The sequence below is a fragment of the Streptomyces sp. NPDC057307 genome (assembly GCF_042667665.1).
Lineage (GTDB): Bacteria > Actinomycetota > Actinomycetes > Streptomycetales > Streptomycetaceae > Streptomyces.
The window spans coordinates 38,028-55,610 of the sequence record NZ_JBHUZM010000014.1; the positions used below are offsets into that span (position 1 = coordinate 38,028).

14 protein-coding genes are annotated in these 17,583 nt (G+C 71.9%); 8 read left to right on the forward strand and 6 right to left on the reverse strand.

Annotated features, from left to right (window positions below):
• Positions 1-2 precede the first annotated feature (2 nt).
• Positions 3-2,426 carry a glycoside hydrolase family 2 protein gene (locus ACFUN8_RS08565; protein WP_383633502.1) on the forward strand — a complete coding sequence of 808 codons (2,424 nt, stop codon included), beginning with the start codon at positions 3-5 and terminating at the stop codon, positions 2,424-2,426.
• A 99-nt stretch (positions 2,427-2,525) separates the two neighbouring features.
• Positions 2,526-2,936, forward strand: a complete 411-nt coding sequence (locus ACFUN8_RS08570) for a YybH family protein (RefSeq protein WP_383633505.1) — start codon at positions 2,526-2,528, stop codon at positions 2,934-2,936.
• 19 nt (positions 2,937-2,955) lie between these two features.
• Here ACFUN8_RS08570 and ACFUN8_RS08575 read toward each other — a convergent pair whose 3' ends face one another.
• Positions 2,956-3,351 carry a nitroreductase/quinone reductase family protein gene (locus ACFUN8_RS08575; RefSeq protein WP_383633507.1) on the reverse strand — a complete coding sequence of 132 codons (396 nt, stop codon included), beginning with the start codon at positions 3,349-3,351 and terminating at the stop codon, positions 2,956-2,958.
• A 91-nt stretch (positions 3,352-3,442) separates the two neighbouring features.
• On the opposite strand from ACFUN8_RS08575, the gene ACFUN8_RS08580 reads away from it, so the two are divergent.
• The 4 genes from ACFUN8_RS08580 to ACFUN8_RS08595 all read left to right on the forward strand — a co-directional run bounded on the left by ACFUN8_RS08580 (position 3,443) and on the right by ACFUN8_RS08595 (position 9,066).
• Positions 3,443-4,903: an ABC transporter permease gene (locus ACFUN8_RS08580; RefSeq protein ID WP_383633510.1), complete on the forward strand. Its 1,461-nt coding sequence runs from the start codon at positions 3,443-3,445 to the stop codon at positions 4,901-4,903.
• A 53-nt stretch (positions 4,904-4,956) separates the two neighbouring features.
• Positions 4,957-5,637 carry an ABC transporter ATP-binding protein gene (locus ACFUN8_RS08585; RefSeq protein WP_383633513.1) on the forward strand — a complete coding sequence of 227 codons (681 nt, stop codon included), beginning with the start codon at positions 4,957-4,959 and terminating at the stop codon, positions 5,635-5,637.
• Between the two features lie 373 nt (positions 5,638-6,010).
• Complete coding sequence (locus ACFUN8_RS08590) at positions 6,011-7,492, forward strand: MFS transporter (protein ID WP_383633516.1); 1,482 nt, start codon at positions 6,011-6,013, stop codon at positions 7,490-7,492.
• Positions 7,493-7,596: 104 nt separating this feature from the next.
• Complete coding sequence (locus ACFUN8_RS08595) at positions 7,597-9,066, forward strand: DUF2252 domain-containing protein (RefSeq protein ID WP_383633519.1); 1,470 nt, start codon at positions 7,597-7,599, stop codon at positions 9,064-9,066.
• A gap of 100 nt (positions 9,067-9,166) precedes the next feature.
• Here ACFUN8_RS08595 and ACFUN8_RS08600 read toward each other — a convergent pair whose 3' ends face one another.
• On the reverse strand, positions 9,167-9,346 hold the full coding sequence (locus tag ACFUN8_RS08600) for a hypothetical protein (protein WP_383633522.1): 180 nt from the start codon (positions 9,344-9,346) through the stop codon (positions 9,167-9,169).
• Positions 9,347-9,759: 413 nt separating this feature from the next.
• Positions 9,760-10,644 (reverse strand): hypothetical protein, encoded by an 885-nt coding sequence (locus ACFUN8_RS08605; RefSeq protein WP_383633525.1) that lies wholly within the window; start codon positions 10,642-10,644, stop codon positions 9,760-9,762.
• A 597-nt stretch (positions 10,645-11,241) separates the two neighbouring features.
• Here ACFUN8_RS08605 and ACFUN8_RS08610 point away from each other — a divergent pair.
• A complete protein-coding gene (locus ACFUN8_RS08610; protein WP_383633528.1) occupies positions 11,242-11,823 on the forward strand; it encodes a TMEM165/GDT1 family protein in 582 nt (193 codons plus the stop codon).
• A gap of 61 nt (positions 11,824-11,884) precedes the next feature.
• On the opposite strand, the gene ACFUN8_RS08615 is transcribed toward ACFUN8_RS08610, so the two are convergent.
• On the reverse strand, positions 11,885-12,796 hold the full coding sequence (locus ACFUN8_RS08615; RefSeq protein WP_383633531.1) for an aminoglycoside phosphotransferase family protein: 912 nt from the start codon (positions 12,794-12,796) through the stop codon (positions 11,885-11,887).
• Between the two features lie 169 nt (positions 12,797-12,965).
• On the opposite strand from ACFUN8_RS08615, the gene ACFUN8_RS08620 reads away from it, so the two are divergent.
• Entirely contained in the window at positions 12,966-13,508 is a 543-nt protein-coding gene (locus tag ACFUN8_RS08620) for a DUF1707 domain-containing protein (protein WP_383633534.1), read from the forward strand.
• A gap of 27 nt (positions 13,509-13,535) precedes the next feature.
• On the opposite strand, the gene ACFUN8_RS08625 is transcribed toward ACFUN8_RS08620, so the two are convergent.
• Together ACFUN8_RS08625 and ACFUN8_RS08630 are read right to left on the reverse strand one after the other, a co-directional pair.
• Positions 13,536-17,042 (reverse strand): NB-ARC domain-containing protein, encoded by a 3,507-nt coding sequence (locus tag ACFUN8_RS08625; RefSeq protein ID WP_383633536.1) that lies wholly within the window; start codon positions 17,040-17,042, stop codon positions 13,536-13,538.
• 138 nt (positions 17,043-17,180) lie between these two features.
• Positions 17,181-17,576, reverse strand: coding sequence for a GNAT family N-acetyltransferase (locus tag ACFUN8_RS08630; RefSeq protein ID WP_383633539.1), 396 nt, complete (start codon positions 17,574-17,576; stop codon positions 17,181-17,183).
• Positions 17,577-17,583 lie beyond the last annotated feature (7 nt).

Genomic DNA, 17,583 nt, shown 5'->3' on the forward strand with positions numbered 1-17,583 from the left:
GCATGAAGGACGTCACCCCCCTGGCCGAGGGCTGGACGCTGCGCCACGAGCGGACCGACGTACCGGCCGCCGTCCCCGGCTGCGTCCACACCGACCTGCTCGCCGCCGGGATCGTCGAGGACCCCTTCCTCGCCCGGAACGAGACGGCGGTCGCCTGGATCGGCCGTGCGGACTGGCGTTACGACACCGTCCTCGGCGCCCGCGACACCGCGCACGAGCGCACCGACCTCGTCTTCGAGGGACTCGACACCGTCGCCGCGATCAGCGTGGGCGGTGAACGCGTCGGCAACACCCGCAACATGCACCGGAGTTACCGCTTCGACGTGACGGACCGGCTGGACCCCGCCGGTCCCACGCCGCTCTGCGTGGAGTTCACCTCCGCCTACACCGAGGCCGAGGCCGTACGCGCGCTGGTGGGAGAGCGGCCCAACGCCTATCCCGAACCGTTCCAGTACATCCGCAAGATGGCCTGCTCCTTCGGCTGGGACTGGGGGCCCACCCTGGTCACGGCCGGTATGTGGAAGCCCGTCCGCCTGGAGCACTGGTCCACCGCCCGGCTCGCCACCGTCCGCCCGCTGGTGACGGTCGACGGCTCGACCGGCCGCGCCGAACTGCGCGTCGACGTCGAGCGGACCCCCACGGCGGGGGGCCTCACCGTCCGCGCCCGCGTCGGCGACCACACCGCGTCCGTCGACTTCGACGGCGCGCACACCACCGTCACCGTCGAGGTCCCCGACGCCGCCCTCTGGTGGCCCCGCGGCTACGGCGAACAAGCTCTGTACGCGGCGGAGTTGGAGCTGCTGGACGCCGACGGCGCCGTCCTCGACCGCTGGGAGCGGCGGCTCGGATTCCGTACCGTCACCCTCGACACCGGCGCCGACGCGCACGGCACCGCCTTCACCCTGGCCGTCAACGGCGAGCCGGTCTTCGCGCGCGGCGTCAACTGGATCCCCGACGACGTCTTCCCCTCCCGTATCACCCCCGACCGCTACCGCACCCGTCTCACCCAGGCCGCCGACGCGGGCGTCAATCTCGTACGGGTCTGGGGCGGCGGCATCTACGAGAGCGACGACTTCTACGACGTCTGCGACGAACTGGGCCTGCTGGTCTGGCAGGACTTCCCCTTCGCGTGCGCCGCCTACCCCGAGGAGCAGCCGCTGCGCTCCGAGATCGAGGCCGAGGCCCGCGAGAACGTCACCCGCCTCATGCCGCACGCCTCCCTCGTCCTGTGGAACGGCAACAACGAGAACCTGTGGGGCTTCCGCGACTGGGACTGGGAGCCCGCGCTCGCCGGCGACTCCTGGGGCGAGGGCTATTACCTGGGCCTGCTGCCCCGCGTCGTCGCCGAGACCGACCCCACCCGGCCCTACTGGGCGGGCAGCCCCTGGTCCGGCACCTGGGACCACCACCCCAACGACCCCGCGCACGGCACCGCGCACTCCTGGGACGTCTGGAACCGCACCGACTACACCGACTACCTCGACACCGTCCCCCGCTTCGTGGCCGAGTTCGGCTGGCAGGCACCACCCGCCCACGCCACACTGCGCCGCGCCCTGCCGGGAGAGGAACTGTCCGCCACCTCACCGGGCATGCTCCACCACCAGAAGGCGTACGACGGCAACGGCAAACTGGAGCGCGGCCTCGCCCACCACTTCGCCCTGCCCGACACCGGGCCGGCCGGCTTCGACCGCTGGCACTACCTCACCCAGCTCAACCAGGCCCGCGCCATCGCCACCGGCATCGAACACTGGCGGTCCCACTGGCCGGTGTGCGCGGGCACCGTCCTGTGGCAGCTCAACGACTGCTGGCCGGTGACCTCCTGGGCGGCCATCGACGGCGACGCACGCCTCAAACCGCTGTACTTCACGCTGCGGCGGCTGTACGCGGACCGGCTGCTCACCGTGCAGAACCGCGACGGCCGGCCGGCCGTCGTCGCCGACAACCAGTCCCCGACGCCCTGGGACGCCGACGTGCGGCTGCGCCGCATGGCCGCCGACGGGCGGACCCTCGCCGAGACCACGGTGACGGCGCGCGCCGGGGCCCGCTCGGTCGCGTTCGCGCCGGTGCCGGAGGACCTGCTGCCGGACGCCGGTTCGGCGAAGGAGTTCCTGGTCGCCGACGCGGGGGAGCTGCGGGCGGTGCACTTCCCCGTACGCGACCGGGAGTTCGCCTACCCGGCCCCGCGTTACGACGTGGAGACCGTGGACCGCGAGGGCGTCGTGGACGTCGTCGTCACCGCCCGTACGCTGCTGCGCGACCTGCTGCTCCAGGCCGACCGGCTCGCGCCGTCGGCCGTCGCCGACCAGGGGCCGCTGACGCTGCTGCCCGGCGAGAGCGTCACCATCCAGGTACGCGGCTGGGACGGCGACGGGGCCGGCTCGGCCACCGCCGTCCGGGCCGCGCTGTTCATGGTGGAGCCGGCGTGAGCACGGCCGGGCCGGCGCCGCGCGTCCCGGACCGGGGCGAGGTGATCCTCCCTCAAGGTCGCCGCACCGCACCGCACTCAAGGAAAGCGAGGCACACCGATGTCCGACGACGAGCAGCAGATCCGGACCCTGATCGAGCGCTGGGCGGCGGCCGTGCGCACCGGTGACATGGACGGGGTGCTGGCCGACCACGCCGCGGACATCGTGATGTTCGACGTGCCACCGCCCCAGGAGGGCGTACGCGGCCTCGACGCCTACCGCGAGACCTGGCCCGGCTTCTTCGAGTGGCAGGCGAACGGTGCCACGTTCGACCTCCTGGAGCTGGACATCACCGCGGGCGCCGACGTCGCCTACGCGTACGCCCTCCTGCGCTGCGGTTCACCGCGCGAGGTGGCCGAGCGCTCGGCCACCCGGCTGCGGCTGACCGTCGGGCTGCGCAAGGAGCGGGGTCGGTGGGTGGTCGCGCACGAGCACCACTCGTTCCCCGACACGTCGGGCGGCGACGCCTGAGACGGCCGCACCCGGCCCGTCAGCCGTCCAGGTCGACACGCACCGTCAGCAGGTTCGTGCCCATCAGCCGCACCATCGCGCTGTTGCCCGTCGGCAGGGTCCTGAGCCGCGCGCGGGGATCGTCCTCCGGCATCGGACGGGCGGTCCCGTCGTGCCAGACACCCTTGATCCGCACCCGGACCCTCGGGTCGGCCCGGATGTTCCGTACGTACTGCGACGTGTCGCCGTACTCCGACACCAGCCAGAACTCCCGCCCGACCAGGCTTCCGCCGACCGGTGTCCGCCGGGGCAGTCCGGACGTGCGCCCCGTGGTCTCCAGCAGGATCTGCCCCGGCATCCGGGTCGACAGCGGATTGGCGACCCGCCGCTGGAACGTGGTGACGACCCGGTGCTTGATCTCGTCGTAGCGCGACATCCATGACTCCCGTTCGCTGTGCCGACGGCTTCTCATCCTTCTCTTACCTCGCTCATACGCTGCCATCACGCACCGTGCATATTTTCACGCCATGTTCTTCACCTACCTACGGCGCGAACTGCGCCGCCGCCGAAAGGCCGCGCTCGTCGTCGCCTCGGGGCTCGCACTCGGTATCGCGCTGGTCATTGTCGTCAACTCCGTCTCCTCCGGCATGCAGAAGGCCCAGGGGAAGGTCCTGGAGTCGCTGTACGGACTCGGCACCGACATGACCGTCACCAAGGCCGCCCCGCCCGCCTCCGAAGGCGGCACCGCACGGCCCCGCTTCAACTTCGACGCCCAGGACGGCGACGAGCAGCAGAGCAGCGACGTGGTCATGCCGCAAGGCTTCCAGACCCTCGCGTCCAGCACCGTGGACAAGGTCGGCGGCCAGTCCGGCGTGGCCACCGCCGTGGGCGGCCTCAGCCTCACGGTCCTGAAGGTCGACGGGGAGTTCAAGCCCGGCGAGTTCCAGCCGAAGGAGGGCGGCACGACCGGCGGCGGAGGCGGTGGCGGCGGCGGTCCACAGGGTGAAGTACGGGGCGGCGGAGCCAACTTCGGCGTCAACTCCTACACGGTCTACGGTACCGACACCGCCCACCAGGACCTCGGCCCGCTGACCTCCTCCAAGATCACCGACGGCCGCGCGTTCAAAACGACCGAGACCGACGCCAAGGTGGCCGTGGTCGACGCCGCCTACGCGAAGGAGAAGAAGTACAAGGTCGGCACCGAAGTCACCATCAAGGGAACGAAGTTCGAGATCGTCGGCGTATCCACCGCCGACAGCGGTGACGCCGCGGCCAATCTGTACATCCCGCTGAAGCAGGCGCAGACCCTGTCCGACTCCAAGGACAAGGTCACCACGGTCTACGTCCAGGCCGACGACTCGCAGCAGATCGGCGCCGTCAAGTCGGCCATCCAGAAGAACATCTCGGGCACCACCGTCACCACCTCCGCCGACCTCGCCGACACGGTCTCCGGCTCCCTCTCCACCGCGTCCGACCTCGCCACCAGCGTCGGCAAGTGGCTGTCCATCGCCGTCCTCATCGCCGCGTTCGTCGTCGCGGGCCTGCTCACCATGTCGGCCGTGAGCCGCCGCGTACAGGAATTCGGCACGCTCAAGGCCCTCGGCTGGAAGAGCGGGCGCGTCACCCGGCAGGTCGTCGGCGAGGCGATGGTCAACGGGCTGGTCGGCGGCGCGCTCGGCATAGCCGTCGGCGTGGCCGGCGCTTACGCGCTGACCGCGGTCAGCCCGTCCCTCACCGCCCAACTCGGCGCCGCGGCCGGTGGTGCCGGTGCCGGCGGCGGTCCGGGCGGCGGCATGGCCCGTGCGGGCGGCCCCGCCGGTCAGGCCGCCGACAAGGCCGTCGAGATCGCCCTCACCGCACCCGTCTCCGCCGCCACGATCGCCCTGGCGGTCGGCCTCGCGGTGACCGGCGGCCTGATCGCCGGCGCCTTCGGCGGCTGGCGCGCCTCGCGCCTCCGGCCCGCCGACGCGCTGCGCCGCGTCGAGTGACCCCTGGGCCGTACGACCACCCTCCACCCATCGCACAGCCCAGGAGTCGCACCATGTACGAACTCAGCGGCGTCACCAAGCAGTACCGCAGGGGCAAGGACACCGTCCACGCGCTCGCCGGCGTCGACCTGACCATCGGGGAGGGCGACCGGCTGGTCATCAAGGGCCCCACCGGCGGCGGCAAGTCCACCCTCCTCCAGATGCTCGGCGGCCTCGACCGGCCCACCGCGGGCAGCGTCCTGCTCGACGGCACCGACCTCGCCCGGCTCGGCGAGGCCAAACTCACCGACGTACGCGGCCGGTCCATCGGCTTCGTCTTCCAGAGCTTCAACCTCATCCCCACCCTCTCCGCGCAGGAGAACGTCGAGACGGCGCTCGTCCCCCTCGGCGTCAAGGCCGGCGAACGCCGCGACCGCGCCGCCGAGGCCCTGCGCTCCGTCGGCCTGGGGGAGCGCCTCAAGCACGTGCCCTCCGAGATGTCCGGTGGTCAGCAGCAGCGCGTCGCCATCGCGCGGGCGCTGGTCAAACAGCCCAAGGTGCTGCTCGCCGACGAACCCACCGGCAACCTCGACGAGTCCATGCGCGACGAGATCATGGATCTGCTCGAAGGGCTCTGGAAGGAGCACGGGCTGACCTTCGTGATGGTCACCCACGACAGCGCCATCGCACGCCGCGCGACCCGCCTCGCCACCATCAGACGCGGCAGGATCACCATCACCGAGCGCCCGGAGTAGACGGCACGGCGCGCGGCGGCGGGGCGGCCGGAACACGGGCCCCGGGAGGCCCCGGACGGCGACTCGGCGCAGGCCCGGATCGCCGCCCGGGGCCTCCGCGATCCCGGCGGCGTGTGCTCCAGTTCGGCGTACCCCGGTGGAGTGCACCCTCGGGTACGCCGAACGAGCCGTCCGGGCCCGGCGCGGGCCGTACGACGACCGGCGGGGGGTATGCGGCGGCCGGTCGTGCGGACGGAGGTCTCCTCCGCGGGGCGGGCGTGTCAGGCCGGAGTGCGCGGCGTACGACCGTACGCTGAGCCGGTTCGCGGACCCTCCCCACCGCGGGCCCCTCGTTTTCCCCCCGCGTCCCCCCACGCCGGCCCCGGAGGCGTTCTTGCCGTCCAGCTCACCTTCGCCGAATCTGTTCACCCGGCTTCCGCTGGCCGGGAACTACCCGGCGGCTGTCACCCTGGCGCTCCTCGCGCTGAGCCCGTATCTGATCCTCACCACCGCCACCGCCCTGATGGAGCCGCAGATCATGCGGAGCATCGGCGCCACGGCGTACGAACTCCAGCTCACCGCAGGTATGTCGAACGCCGCGTACGCCTTCGGTGCCGTCGCCTGCGCCGACCTCGTGCAGCGGGTGGCCCGGCGCCGGGTCTATCTCGTCTGCGAGAGCGGATTCGTACTGAGTTCGGCGCTCGCGCTCAGCGCGCAGAACATCGGCATGTTCGCCGCCGGAGTGGTCCTCCAGGGGCTGTTCACCGGCATGCTGCTGGTCGCCGCGCTGCCGCCGCTGATCACCGGACACCCCATCAACAAGCTTCAGACCACCGCCGCCGTCGTCAGCCTCGGACTGTTCGGCATGGTGGCCTTCGGGCCACTGGTGGGCGGGCTCGTCGGCTCGTTCGGCGGCTGGCGTCCGCTGTTCGCGGGCATCGGCACCCTGGCGCTGATCGGACTGTTCGTCGGCTCCCTGACCTTCGAGGGCAACGAGCCACCGGACCGGCGTGCCAAATTCGACTGGTCCGCGATCCCGCTCGCGTTCGGCACCACCGCGCTGCCGTTCTTCGGCGTCTCCTGGCTGACCCGCGGCCACTTCAGCGACCCCGAGTTCTACGTACCGGTCTTCGTCGGGCTGGTCTGCGGCGTCGCCCTGGTGGGCGGCCAGTACCGCAAGGAGCGGCCGCTGATGCCGGTGCGGCCCATCAGCAACACCCTGCCGGTCGTCGGCACGCTCAACGCGATGCTCGTCGGGGCCTGCTTCACCACCCTGCTGGAGCTGATCGAGGTCTACTACACCAGGGAGGCGGCGTTCTCCGCCGTACGGATCGGGGCGCTCGTCACACCCCAGATCCTCGGCGTCCTCATCGCCGCCCTGCTGTTCCGCCGGCTCATGTCGACCCGCTGGACGCCGTATCTGGCCCTGTGCGGCACCGTCAGTGTGGCCATCGGTGCCGCCGTCCTGCTCGCCGCCTCCACGTCGAACGCGTCCACGACCGTCCCCGTCGCCTCCTTCTTCCTCGGCTTCGGCGCGGGCGCGGGCGTGACACCGGGACTCTTCCTGGCCGGCTTCTCCGTCCCCGCCCTGCAGATCGGTCCGACCTTCGCCCTGGTCGAGCTGCTGCGCTCGGAGGCGGCGTTCCTGATCGGCCCGGTCCTGCTGCACTTCGCGCTGGTCCAGGGGCTCGCCGACGGATTCCACCAGGCGGTGGGGATCACGCTGGGGATCACCGTGATCGGCGCGGTGAGCCTGGTGACCCTCTACGTCCTCGGCGGCGCCCGGCCGGAGGCCCCGGACCTGGTGTCCTGGCACGCGGGTACGTCCACGGCCTACCACTCGCCCGCCCTGCTGGCCGCCGTCCGCAAGTCCTGACCGTACGGACACGCGCGCCGTGCCCGGCCCCGTCGACATGCGCGGGGCCGGTGGGGGCCGGATAGTGGACGGGTGGGGGCGGCTCTCGGGGTGGAGGCGCATCGATGACCAGGCGCGGCAGAAACTCCGGCGGTAGTCCGAGCGGTCACTCCCGCAGGCGCTCCGGCGCGGATGCCCGGCGGCGGGCGGTCCACCTGACCCCGGCCGAGCGTGCCGAGCGGGGCAAGACGGCGCGCAAGATCGCGCCGAGGTCCGGTCACGCGGAGTTCGAGGCGGGCCGCGACCGGCCCGACCCGGTGTCGGTCGTCGACGCCCAGTCGCAGACGCGGGTCGCGGAGCTGGTGCCCATCCGGTACGGCCGTATGACGGAGTCGCCGTTCCGCTTCTACCGGGGCGCCGCCGCGATCATGGCCGGTGATCTCGCGGCCACCCCGGTCTCCGGCATCAGGGCCCAGCTCTGCGGCGACGCGCATCTGCTGAACTTCCGGCTCCTCGGCTCGCCCGAACGCCGGCTGGTCTTCGACATCAACGACTTCGACGAGACGCTGCCGGGCCCGTGGGAGTGGGACGTCAAGCGGCTCGCCGCGAGCCTGGTGATCGCCGGCCGGGAGAACGGCTACTCCGCCAAGGAGCGGTCCATGATCGTACGGGCGGCCGTACGGTCCTACCGCGAGCGCATGCGCGCCTTCGCCGGGATGGGCAATCTCGACGTCTGGTACACCGTCGCCGACATGGCGGAACTCGCGCCGCTGGCCGACCGGCGGCTCGGCGCCAAGGGCCGGGAGCGGCTGTCGAAGTCGATGACGAAGGCGCGCACCCGCGACAGCCTCAAGGCGTTCGAGAAGCTGACCCGGCCGCGCGACGGCGAGCGCCGCTTCGCGGCCGATCCGCCGCTGGTCGTGCCGATCGACGACCTGCTGCGGGGCGGGCAGCACGAGACGTTCGTGACCGAACTCCACAAGCTGGTCGACCGGTACGGCAGAAGCCTGTCCACCGAGCGGAGGCAACTGCTCCGGCAGTACCGCGTGGTCGACATCGCCCGCAAGGTCGTCGGCGTGGGCAGCGTGGGCACGCGCTGCTGGATCCTGCTCCTGCTGGGCAAGGACGACACGGATCCGCTGATCCTCCAGGCGAAGGAGGCGGACCACTCGGTGCTGGCCGAGCACGTGGGCGCGAGTGAGTACAACAATCAGGGGCAGCGCGTCGTCGCCGGGCAGCGGCTCATGCAGGCGGTGGGCGACGTCTTTCTGGGGTGGGACCGGGTGCGCGGACTGGACGGCCGTCAACGGGACTTCTACGTAAGGCAGTTGCACGACTGGAAAGGCATCCTGGAACCGCAGGAGATGATCCCCAACGGGATGCGGGTGTTCGGTGAGATGTGCGGCGCGACACTCGCCCGCGCCCACGCCCGCTCGGGCGACCGGATCGCCGTCGCCGCGTATCTGGGCGCCGGCCCCACGTTCGACAACGCGCTGGCCGACTTCGCGGAGAGCTACGCCGACCAGAACGAGCGCGACCACGCGGCCCTGGTGGCCGCCGTGAAGTCGGGGCGGGTGCCGGCCGAGGCGGGGTGACCCGCCGGCAGCCCCACGCGATCCCACAGAGGCACGCGGAACGCGCCGTCCCCAACGCCCGTCCCCAACACCCTTTCCTTTCACACCGCCTGACGGTGGGTCACCGGGCCCTGAGTGACCAGTTCGTGCGGCACGGATTGCCCTTGAACGCCCTTGGCAGATCGGTGAGTTGGTCCGCGCCGCACGGCCCGTACCAGGTGATCACCGCGGCGCCCGCAGGCTCGGCGCTGTCGGAGGCGGTGGCGCATGCGATCTGGCCGCTGATCGCCGCGTGCGACACCTCCCGCCCCCTGCACGCGGGGGTCGGCCCCCGCGCCGACGGCCCGCAGGATCTCAACGGTTCGCTGTCGCAGGCCCGTTACGCCCTGGCCTCCGGCCGCAACACCGCCCCCGGCACGTCGTCCGTCACCGACGCCGCGAGTTTCACCGGCCTCGATGCGCTGCTGACCGGCATACCCGAGGAGGTTCGCGCCGCGTACAGCCACACCGTCCTGGCCGCACTCCTCGACGCCGACAACGCCTCGTCGGCGGCCCTGCTCCAGACCCTGGAGACGTTCCTCGCCCGCCACGGATCATGGGCGCGCGCGGCGGATCGAGCACATCACCGGCCGCGACCTGTCCCGCCTGGACGACCGCCTCGACCTGCGGGCGGCGCTGCTGTGCCGCGGCCGGTGACGCCGTCTCGGCCGGTTGCTAGCCGGCCTGGTTCCCGCTGCCCTGCTCCGCCAGCTTGGCCGTCACATCGACCGTGTCCTTGGCGGCCGGCGCGGTGACGTTCACGTCCGTACCGAAGTCGCTGAGCTTCAGCGTGGTGAGGACGGCGACCTGGGCGGGGCCCTCGGTCTCGCCCGCCGGGCGCTTGACCGTCAGCTCCATCTTCTGCTGCCGCAGCCGCCCGTCCCCGTCCAGCCAGATGTCCAGCGGGAGCGTGGCGCCGAGCTGTTCCTTCAGCTTCCGGGTCTGCTCGGTGTTGTCCTTCGCGAGCGCGTCGACATCCACCGTCACCCGGTAGTGCGTGGTCTTCGCACCGTCGACGGTCGCGGTGCCGACCTTCTTCACATTCTTGTCCGAGATGCCCTTAGTGTACGAGAACGAGGCGGCCGGATCGCTGACCTGCCCGGCACCCGCGCCGGCGCCCTGCTGCTCGGCCAGCTTCGCCAGGTCGATCTTCATCCAGGATTTGCCGTCGGGCAGGCCGCTCCCCGACCCGGCCGGCGGCTGCTGGTAGATCATCCCGTCCAGGGTGCGCTGCTGCAGCTCCTGCCCCTGGGAGGTGAGCGTGACGTCGCTGCTGCCGTCGGCCAGGTCGACCACTCCGGCACCGGTGGCGGCCGCCTGCTCGCCGGCTCCCTTGACCTCGGTGGCGAGCGTCAGCTTGGCGGTCTTGGCGCCGGCGGTCTTGTGATGCGTGGCCTGCACGGCCCGCGTCGACTGCTTGACGCCGTCCGGGCCGCCGCCGCCCGCGGACTTCTTGCCGCCGTCGGAGCCGCCACTGCCGCAGCCCGCCAGGGTCACTGCCACCAGACCACCGGCCACCGCTGTCGCCACGACGCGCTTACGATTGTTCGGCCTTTCCATCAGGATCTCCTCCATTGCGCAGTCTCGGTCAACCGTCGACCTTCATCCGACTTCATCTGATGAACCGTCTGCCCGTGGACGTTAGGCACACGCGTCAGACAACTGGAGGGACCAACTCCGTTGCACCGTAAGGCGCCGCTTCCGCCGGTACGGAACCCGCGACGCACGCGGACCCGCTGCTGTACGTGCCGATGTACAGCCGGCCAGCCGGCCAGGCGGCCTCGGCCTCGGCCGAGGCGCCGACGGGCGTTCCCGTAGCCGCCGCCTGCGCGGGGGCGTTGATCCCGGCCGGCGCCAGGACGGCGATTCCGGCAGTCACGAGTGCTGCGAGGTGGGCCGCTCCGAACCCGGCTGTTAGGCTGTCTGGCAGCGAAGGGGAGTAGTCCCGAGAACCGCTGGTCGACACACTGGACGCCTGAGGGCGCCCCGGCCACCGGGCCACCGCATAATCTGCGGGGCGGACGAGACCTTCGGCCAAGGCATGATCCGGCCCGCACTTCTGTGGGGGCCGTCCGTCGTGCCGGGTCGAGTGGTTCTTCCCGTCGCCCTCTGGGTGCCGTACGAGCTGACGGCCCGGCCCCAGCAGAGAGCAAGAGAATGACCTTCGACCCCCTGGCGATTCTCACCGCCTTCGGGCTGATCTTCCTCGCGGAGCTCCCCGACAAGACCATGTTCGCCTCACTGGCCATGGGCACCCGGATGAGGCCGCTGTACGTGTGGTTCGGCACCTCCACGGCCTTCATCGTGCACGTCGCCATCGCCGTCGGCGCCGGCAGTCTGCTGGGGATGCTCCCGGAGATGGCCGTCAAGCTGGTCTCCGCCGCCCTGTTCGCGTTCGGCGCCGTCGTCCTGCTGCGCAGCGGGGACGATGACGACGAAGACGGCGCGGGCAAGACCGTCACCGGCTTCTGGCCCGTCTACACCACCGCGTTCATGGCCGTCTTCATCAGCGAGTGGGGCGACCTCACCCAGATCACCACGGCCAACCTGGCCGCGAGCAACGGCTGGCTGCCCACCGCGATCGGCTCGGCCCTCGCGCTGATGTCGGTCTCCGCCCTCGCCCTGCTCGCGGGCCGCTTCATCGCCCAGCGCGTCCCCCTCAAGACGGTGCAGCGCATCGGCGCGGCCTGCATGGCCGGACTCGCGATCTGGACGCTCGTCGAAGCCTTCACCGTCTGAGGCGCCAGGGGCGATCGGAGGCTCGACGACCGGCACGGCCGTACCCGACCACCTGGACGGCTCAGCCGAACCGGTCGTGGTCCGCCAGGACTTCATCGACGACCCGGCGGTGGACGGCCGCCCCCGCCGGGTCGGTGTCGCCGAGATCGACCAGGGTGATCAGGGCCTTCCACAGCGCCCAGCCGCGGGCTCTCGCCCAAGTGCCTTCGTCCTGCCCGACGGTGCGGCGGAACGCGGCACGGCTGTCGCCGGAGAACATCGTCCACGCGATCACCAAGTCGCACGCGGGATCGCCGACACCCGACGTACCGAAGTCGATGACGGCGGCCAACTTCCCGTCCCGCGCGAGGAGGTTGCCGCTGCCGATGTCGCCGTGGAACCACACCGGGGGCTCCTGTCGACTGGTGGTGAGGGCCGCCTCCCAGACGGCCGTCGCACGGGCGGTGTCGCCGCGACCGCCGAGCGCGGCCAGGGACCGGCGCGTCTCGTCGTCGTAGTGGGCCGGGGGAGCGCCCCGGTAGAAGCTGTGCGCGCCCGCCGGGGGGCCGTCGGCGGCGTCGACGCGTTGCAGGGCGAGGAGGAACTCGCCCACCGACGTCGCGAAGAGCGGCAGGTCGTCGATGCGGTCGGGAGTCGCGGTCGTGCCGTCCAGCCAGCCGCGGACCGACCAGTTGAACGGATATCCCTCCCCGGGTTCCCCCACGGCCAGGACCGGGGGGACGGGCACGGGCAGCGACGGCGCGAGCTTCGGCAGCCACCGGTTCTCCTTGTCGACCGCGGGGGCGTAGCCCTCGGCGGTCGGCAGGCGCACGGTCATCGTGTCGCCGAGCCGGTAGGTCCGGTTGTCCCAGCCGTCCACCTCGACCGGCGTGACGGACAGGCCGCTCCACTGCGGGAATTGGGCCGCGATCAGACGTCCCACCAGTGCCGCGTCGATCCCCGCGCGGCCGTCGGTGTACGGGCTCTCAACCATCCAGGGATCATGACTTCCGCCCGGCGGCCGTGCAAGGCGGTTTCCGCGCCGCAGCGAACACGCGCCGGGCCGTAGCGAACACGCGCCGGACCGGAGTGAACAGGAGGCGGCCGAGCCCGTGTTCAAGGTCCCGGCCTGTGCCGACCCCGTCGCCCACTAGAGTGAAGCGGTGACCCCCCTGCCGGAGAACCCGCAGCGACCGATCAGCGAAGACGACCGCGACACGGCCGTGCGGCGGCTCCAGGAGGCGTACGCCGAAGGGCACATCTCCCACGAGGAGATGGACGGACACCTCCACACCGCGCTCACCGCCAGGACCCACAGCGAGCTGGCGCCGGCACTGGCCGCGCTCCCGGCGGAGAAGCCGGCCACCACGTCCACGATCGCCGCCGCCGGCGGACGGATCCGGCGGGGCGGCGCATGGCGGGTACCTCGGAACCTCAAGGTCGAGTCCGCCTTCGGGAGGGTGCATCTGGACCTGTCGCGGGCGGTCGTCGAACACTCGGTGGTCGACATCGAGTTGCAGCTCGGCACCGGCAGGGCCAAGATCACGGTGCCTCGTGACGCGATCGTCGACATCGACAATCTGCACACCGGTTGGAAGGACACGCACTACAAGCCCCCGCGGCGCTCCCGCCCCGGCGGTCCGACGATCCGGATCTCCGGGACGATGGGCTTCGGCCGGCTGAAGATCCGCCACGCGGGCCGCTGAGGCGGCACCCGTCCCCGTGCGTCCTGGTCACCGGCGCAGCGCGAACAGATACAGTCCCCGCTCCCCGGCCGCCGCGACGACGCGGCTGTCGGGCGCCCACAGACAGGAGTGCAGGGGGCCGTCGACCCGCATCAGGGTGGCCACCCGCTCCGTGGCCCGGTCCCAGATCCGTAGCGTTCCCTGCGCGTCGGTGGTGGCGAGCCAGGCACCGTCGGGTGCGACGGAGACCGACGTCGCTCCGTCGGTGTGGGCGGTGAGGACCGACGTACACGCCCCGCCGGTCCGGTCCCAGACGCGCACCGTCATGTCCTGACCGGTGGTGGCGAGCCAGCTTCCGTCGGACGCGACGGTCACCGATTCCGCGCCGTACGCGGGCACGGTGCGCGTGCACGTGCCGCTCGCCCGGTCCCAGATCCGTAGCATCCCCTGCCCGTCGGTCGTGGCGAGCCAGGTCCCGTCCGGCGAGACGGTCACCGACCGCACCGAACCGGCGTGCCCGGCGAAAGTGCCGGTGCTCGTCCCGGTCGCCCGGTCCCGGATCCGTAGCGTCCCCTGCCCGTCGGCGGTGGCGAGCCAGGTGCCGTCCGGTGCGATCGCGACCGGCTCCTCCCCGTCGGTCCCGCCCGCCGGGACCGACGTGCTCGTGCCGCTTGCGCGGTCCCGGATCCGCAGGTCGCTCTCCGCGCTTCTGGTGGCGATCCAGCCGCCGTCGGCCGGGATCGCCACCAGCTCCAGGTGCCGGACGGGGTCGTTCGCGGCGACCGGGGGCCCCGCGCCGGTACGGTTCCAGATCCGTACGGTCCTGTCGTCGCTGGTGGTGGCCAGCCAGCTGCCGTCCGCGGCGAACGTCACCGACTCCACCCGTCCGGCGTGGCCGGTGAGTACGGCGTCGCAGGAGCCGGTGCTCCGGTTCCAGACGCGTACGGTCTGGTCGTCACCGGCGGTGGCGACCCAGGCCCCGCTCCGCGAGATCGCCACCGACCGCACCGGGCCGGTGTGGCCGGTGAGCACGGCGGTGCCGGTACCGCTGACGGGGTTCCAGATCCGGGCTGTTCCGTCGTCGCCGGCGGTGGCGATCCAGGTGCTGTTCTCCGAGACGGTGACCGACCGGATCGTGCCGGTGTGCCCGGTGAGGGTGGCGGTGAAGTTCTTCGTGCGACGGTTCCAGAGGCGTACGGTGCCGTTGTCGCTCGCGATGGCGAGCCAGGCCCCGTTCGGTGCGACCGTCACCAACTCCACCAGGCTTGCGGGATCGTCGAGAACCACGGTGCACACGGCTTCGTCCTGGCACGCGATGCGCACCTTTCTGCCGTAGCCGAGGAAGGCGATCCACGTCCCGTCGTTCGCCCTCATGACCTGCCACACACCGCGGGTGCTGCCGGTCGTGAAAGAGCTGACGGCGGATCCGCCCGCGGGGTTCCAGACGCCCGTCTCCCTGTCACTGATGAGGGCGACCTCGGTTCCGTCCGGTGAGATCGCCACCGACCTCACCGACTGCGGGATGTCGTCGACGTTGGGTGTGACGATCTTGCGGGTGGGGGTTCCGTCGACGGGGTTCCAGATCCGCACCTTGTCCGTGCCGTTGGCGGTGGCGATCCAGGTGCTGTCAGGGGCGATCGCCATCGACTCCACCGCGTTCCTCCTGCCCCTCGGTCTGGTGAGAGTGCAGGTGCAGGTGCCGGTGGCGGGGTCCCAGACGCGTACCTCGGCGGTCCCCTCGGTGGTGGCGAGCCAGGTGCCGTTCGGTGCGATCGCCAACCGGTCCACCGGGCCGGTGAATCCGGTGAGCGTACGCAGGAGTGCGGGAACCGGGAGGTCCGGCGGGGGCCACGCGTTGACCAACACCGGCCCCGGGGGCGGCGGTCGCAGCCGCGCGGCCACCTGGTCGGCCCAGAGCGGGAGACCTTCGAGGCGGCTGTGCAGAACCGACGTCAACGCCTGGGCGGGGTCCGTGGGCGTGAGGAGATGGGCGGCCTGCGCGATGGTGTGGGCGCGCGCGGCGGCGGTGGGGCCCCCGATCCGGGTGAGATCACTCCAGGGGGCGGTGGGACCGCGCTGCGCCAGCCGGGTCTCCACCCAGCGCAGGTCGCTCGCCACGGCCTCGGCGAACTCGGGCGGACCGGCGGCCAGCAGATGCTCGATCAGATGGTCGAGCAGATAGCCCTCGCGCAGTTCCCACCACGCCCTGCCCGGGTCGGGTGCGGAGGCGGCCAGAGGTCCGGCGGCGGGGAGGTCGTCGGCCACGGCGTCGACCAGCCGGGCATGGACGGTGGCCAGCGCCGCCTCGCCCAGCTCACCGGCCAGGTAGTCGCGGATCACGTCGTGCAAGGTGATCCGGCCCTCGCTCTCGGCGGACAGCGACAGCAACGACAGCCGTTCCAGGTCCGCGCACAGGGCACGGGACCGCGACTCGGTCAGACCACCGGTCACGCCCCACAACCGCGCGACGAGGGACAACGGCACCGCCTCGTCCTCCGCGAAGACCGCCAGCTCCGCGAAGCGGTCGGCGCCTCCCGGGGGAAGCAGCGTGGTGGCCGCTTCGACCGTGGCCCGCACCGCCCGGTTCCTGCGTTCGGGATCGTCCAGATCCAGGACGCCCGACGTAGGGTCCACGACCGCCGGTCCGTGCGCGGACAGCTCCCGCAGCATGTCGGTGGCGGTGGTGGTGACGTCGGCGCCGGTGGCGACCTGCTCCGCGATGAGCCGGTTCGCCAGGCGCAGCAGCAGGGCCCACCGGCCGGTGGCCCGCAGCAGCGCCTCCGTGATGTCGTCCGGCAGGGGCGGCAGTTGCCAGGTGAGGACGGCCCGCGCCTGGTCGGGCGACATCTCGTCGACCGGGATCGACCGTGCGCCGGGCGGCAGCAGCGAGGGGATACGGGTCGTGACCAGACGTACGCAGCGCTTCCCACCGCGCAGGAACGGGGCGAGCTGCTCGCTCTCCCACACGTCGTCCAGGACCAGCAGCGTGCGTGGGCGCTGGTTCAGCAGCCGGCCCAGATGGGCGCCGGCGAGAGCGGGGTCGTCGAACTCCTCGGTGTTCCCGGTGATGAAGCGGGTGGCCTCGGCCACCTTCGCCGCGATCGCGGCCCGGCCGCGTACGTCCCGGCCGATGGTGACGGTGTACACCCGGCCCCGAAACCGCCGCCGGACCTGGGCGTTGGCACACACCACCCCGGCCAGCGTCGTCTTGCCGAAGCCGCCCGCGCCGGACAACGAGGTGGTGATCCCGACGGCCCCACCGCTGCCGCACACGGCCGCGACGACGTCGTCCCCCTGGCCGCGGTCGACCACCCAGTCGGCGACCGGTGGGGGCTCGGGCGGCGGTGGATCACCGGCGGCGGCGGGCTGCTCCTGCCGTACGGCCACGGCGACGGCGACCAGGACCGCCAGCAGGGCCGTACCCGCGACGGACTCCCAGGAGTTCCGCCGTAACAGATCCAGGACGCCGGGCCAACGCGCGTCCGACGTGGCGGCGTTGGCGGCCAGCGCCCCCAACACGGCCAGAGCGACACCGGCACCGGCCAGCAGCACCATGCATGTGACGCGTCCTCGCACCCGTACTCCTGTGTACCCGTGGTCCGGTCGGCCCGACACTATCGGCGACGACTCGCCTTCGACGGCCGGTTGAGGCACACCGGCCCCGGACGGGGGCGGTGATCGCTGTGCGCGCGCTCAGAGCGCTATGAGACCCGCGTTCGTCGGCCTGAAGCCGCAGGCGTCGAAGTAGAACGCCCGCAGGTCGTCGTCGAAGTCGACGTGCAGCCATGCGCACTTCGCCGCGCGGGCCTCTTCGGCGGCCGTGGCGACGAGTCCGGCTCCGATCCCGGAGCGACGGAGTGCAGCGCCGACCATGGTGTCCAGGATGAACGCGTGGACGCCGCCGTCCCAGGCGACGTTGACGAAGCCGACGAGTTCTCCCTCGCGCCGTGCGCAGACCCAGCCGAGGCTGTGGCGGTGGACCCGCGCCAGCCAGTCGAGGTCCAGGGGCGGGTGGTCGAAGCCCTCCGCGTGCAACACGTTGACGTCCGTGTTCTCGAAGTCGCCCCGCCATTCGTACGTGATCGTCATGCCGCGA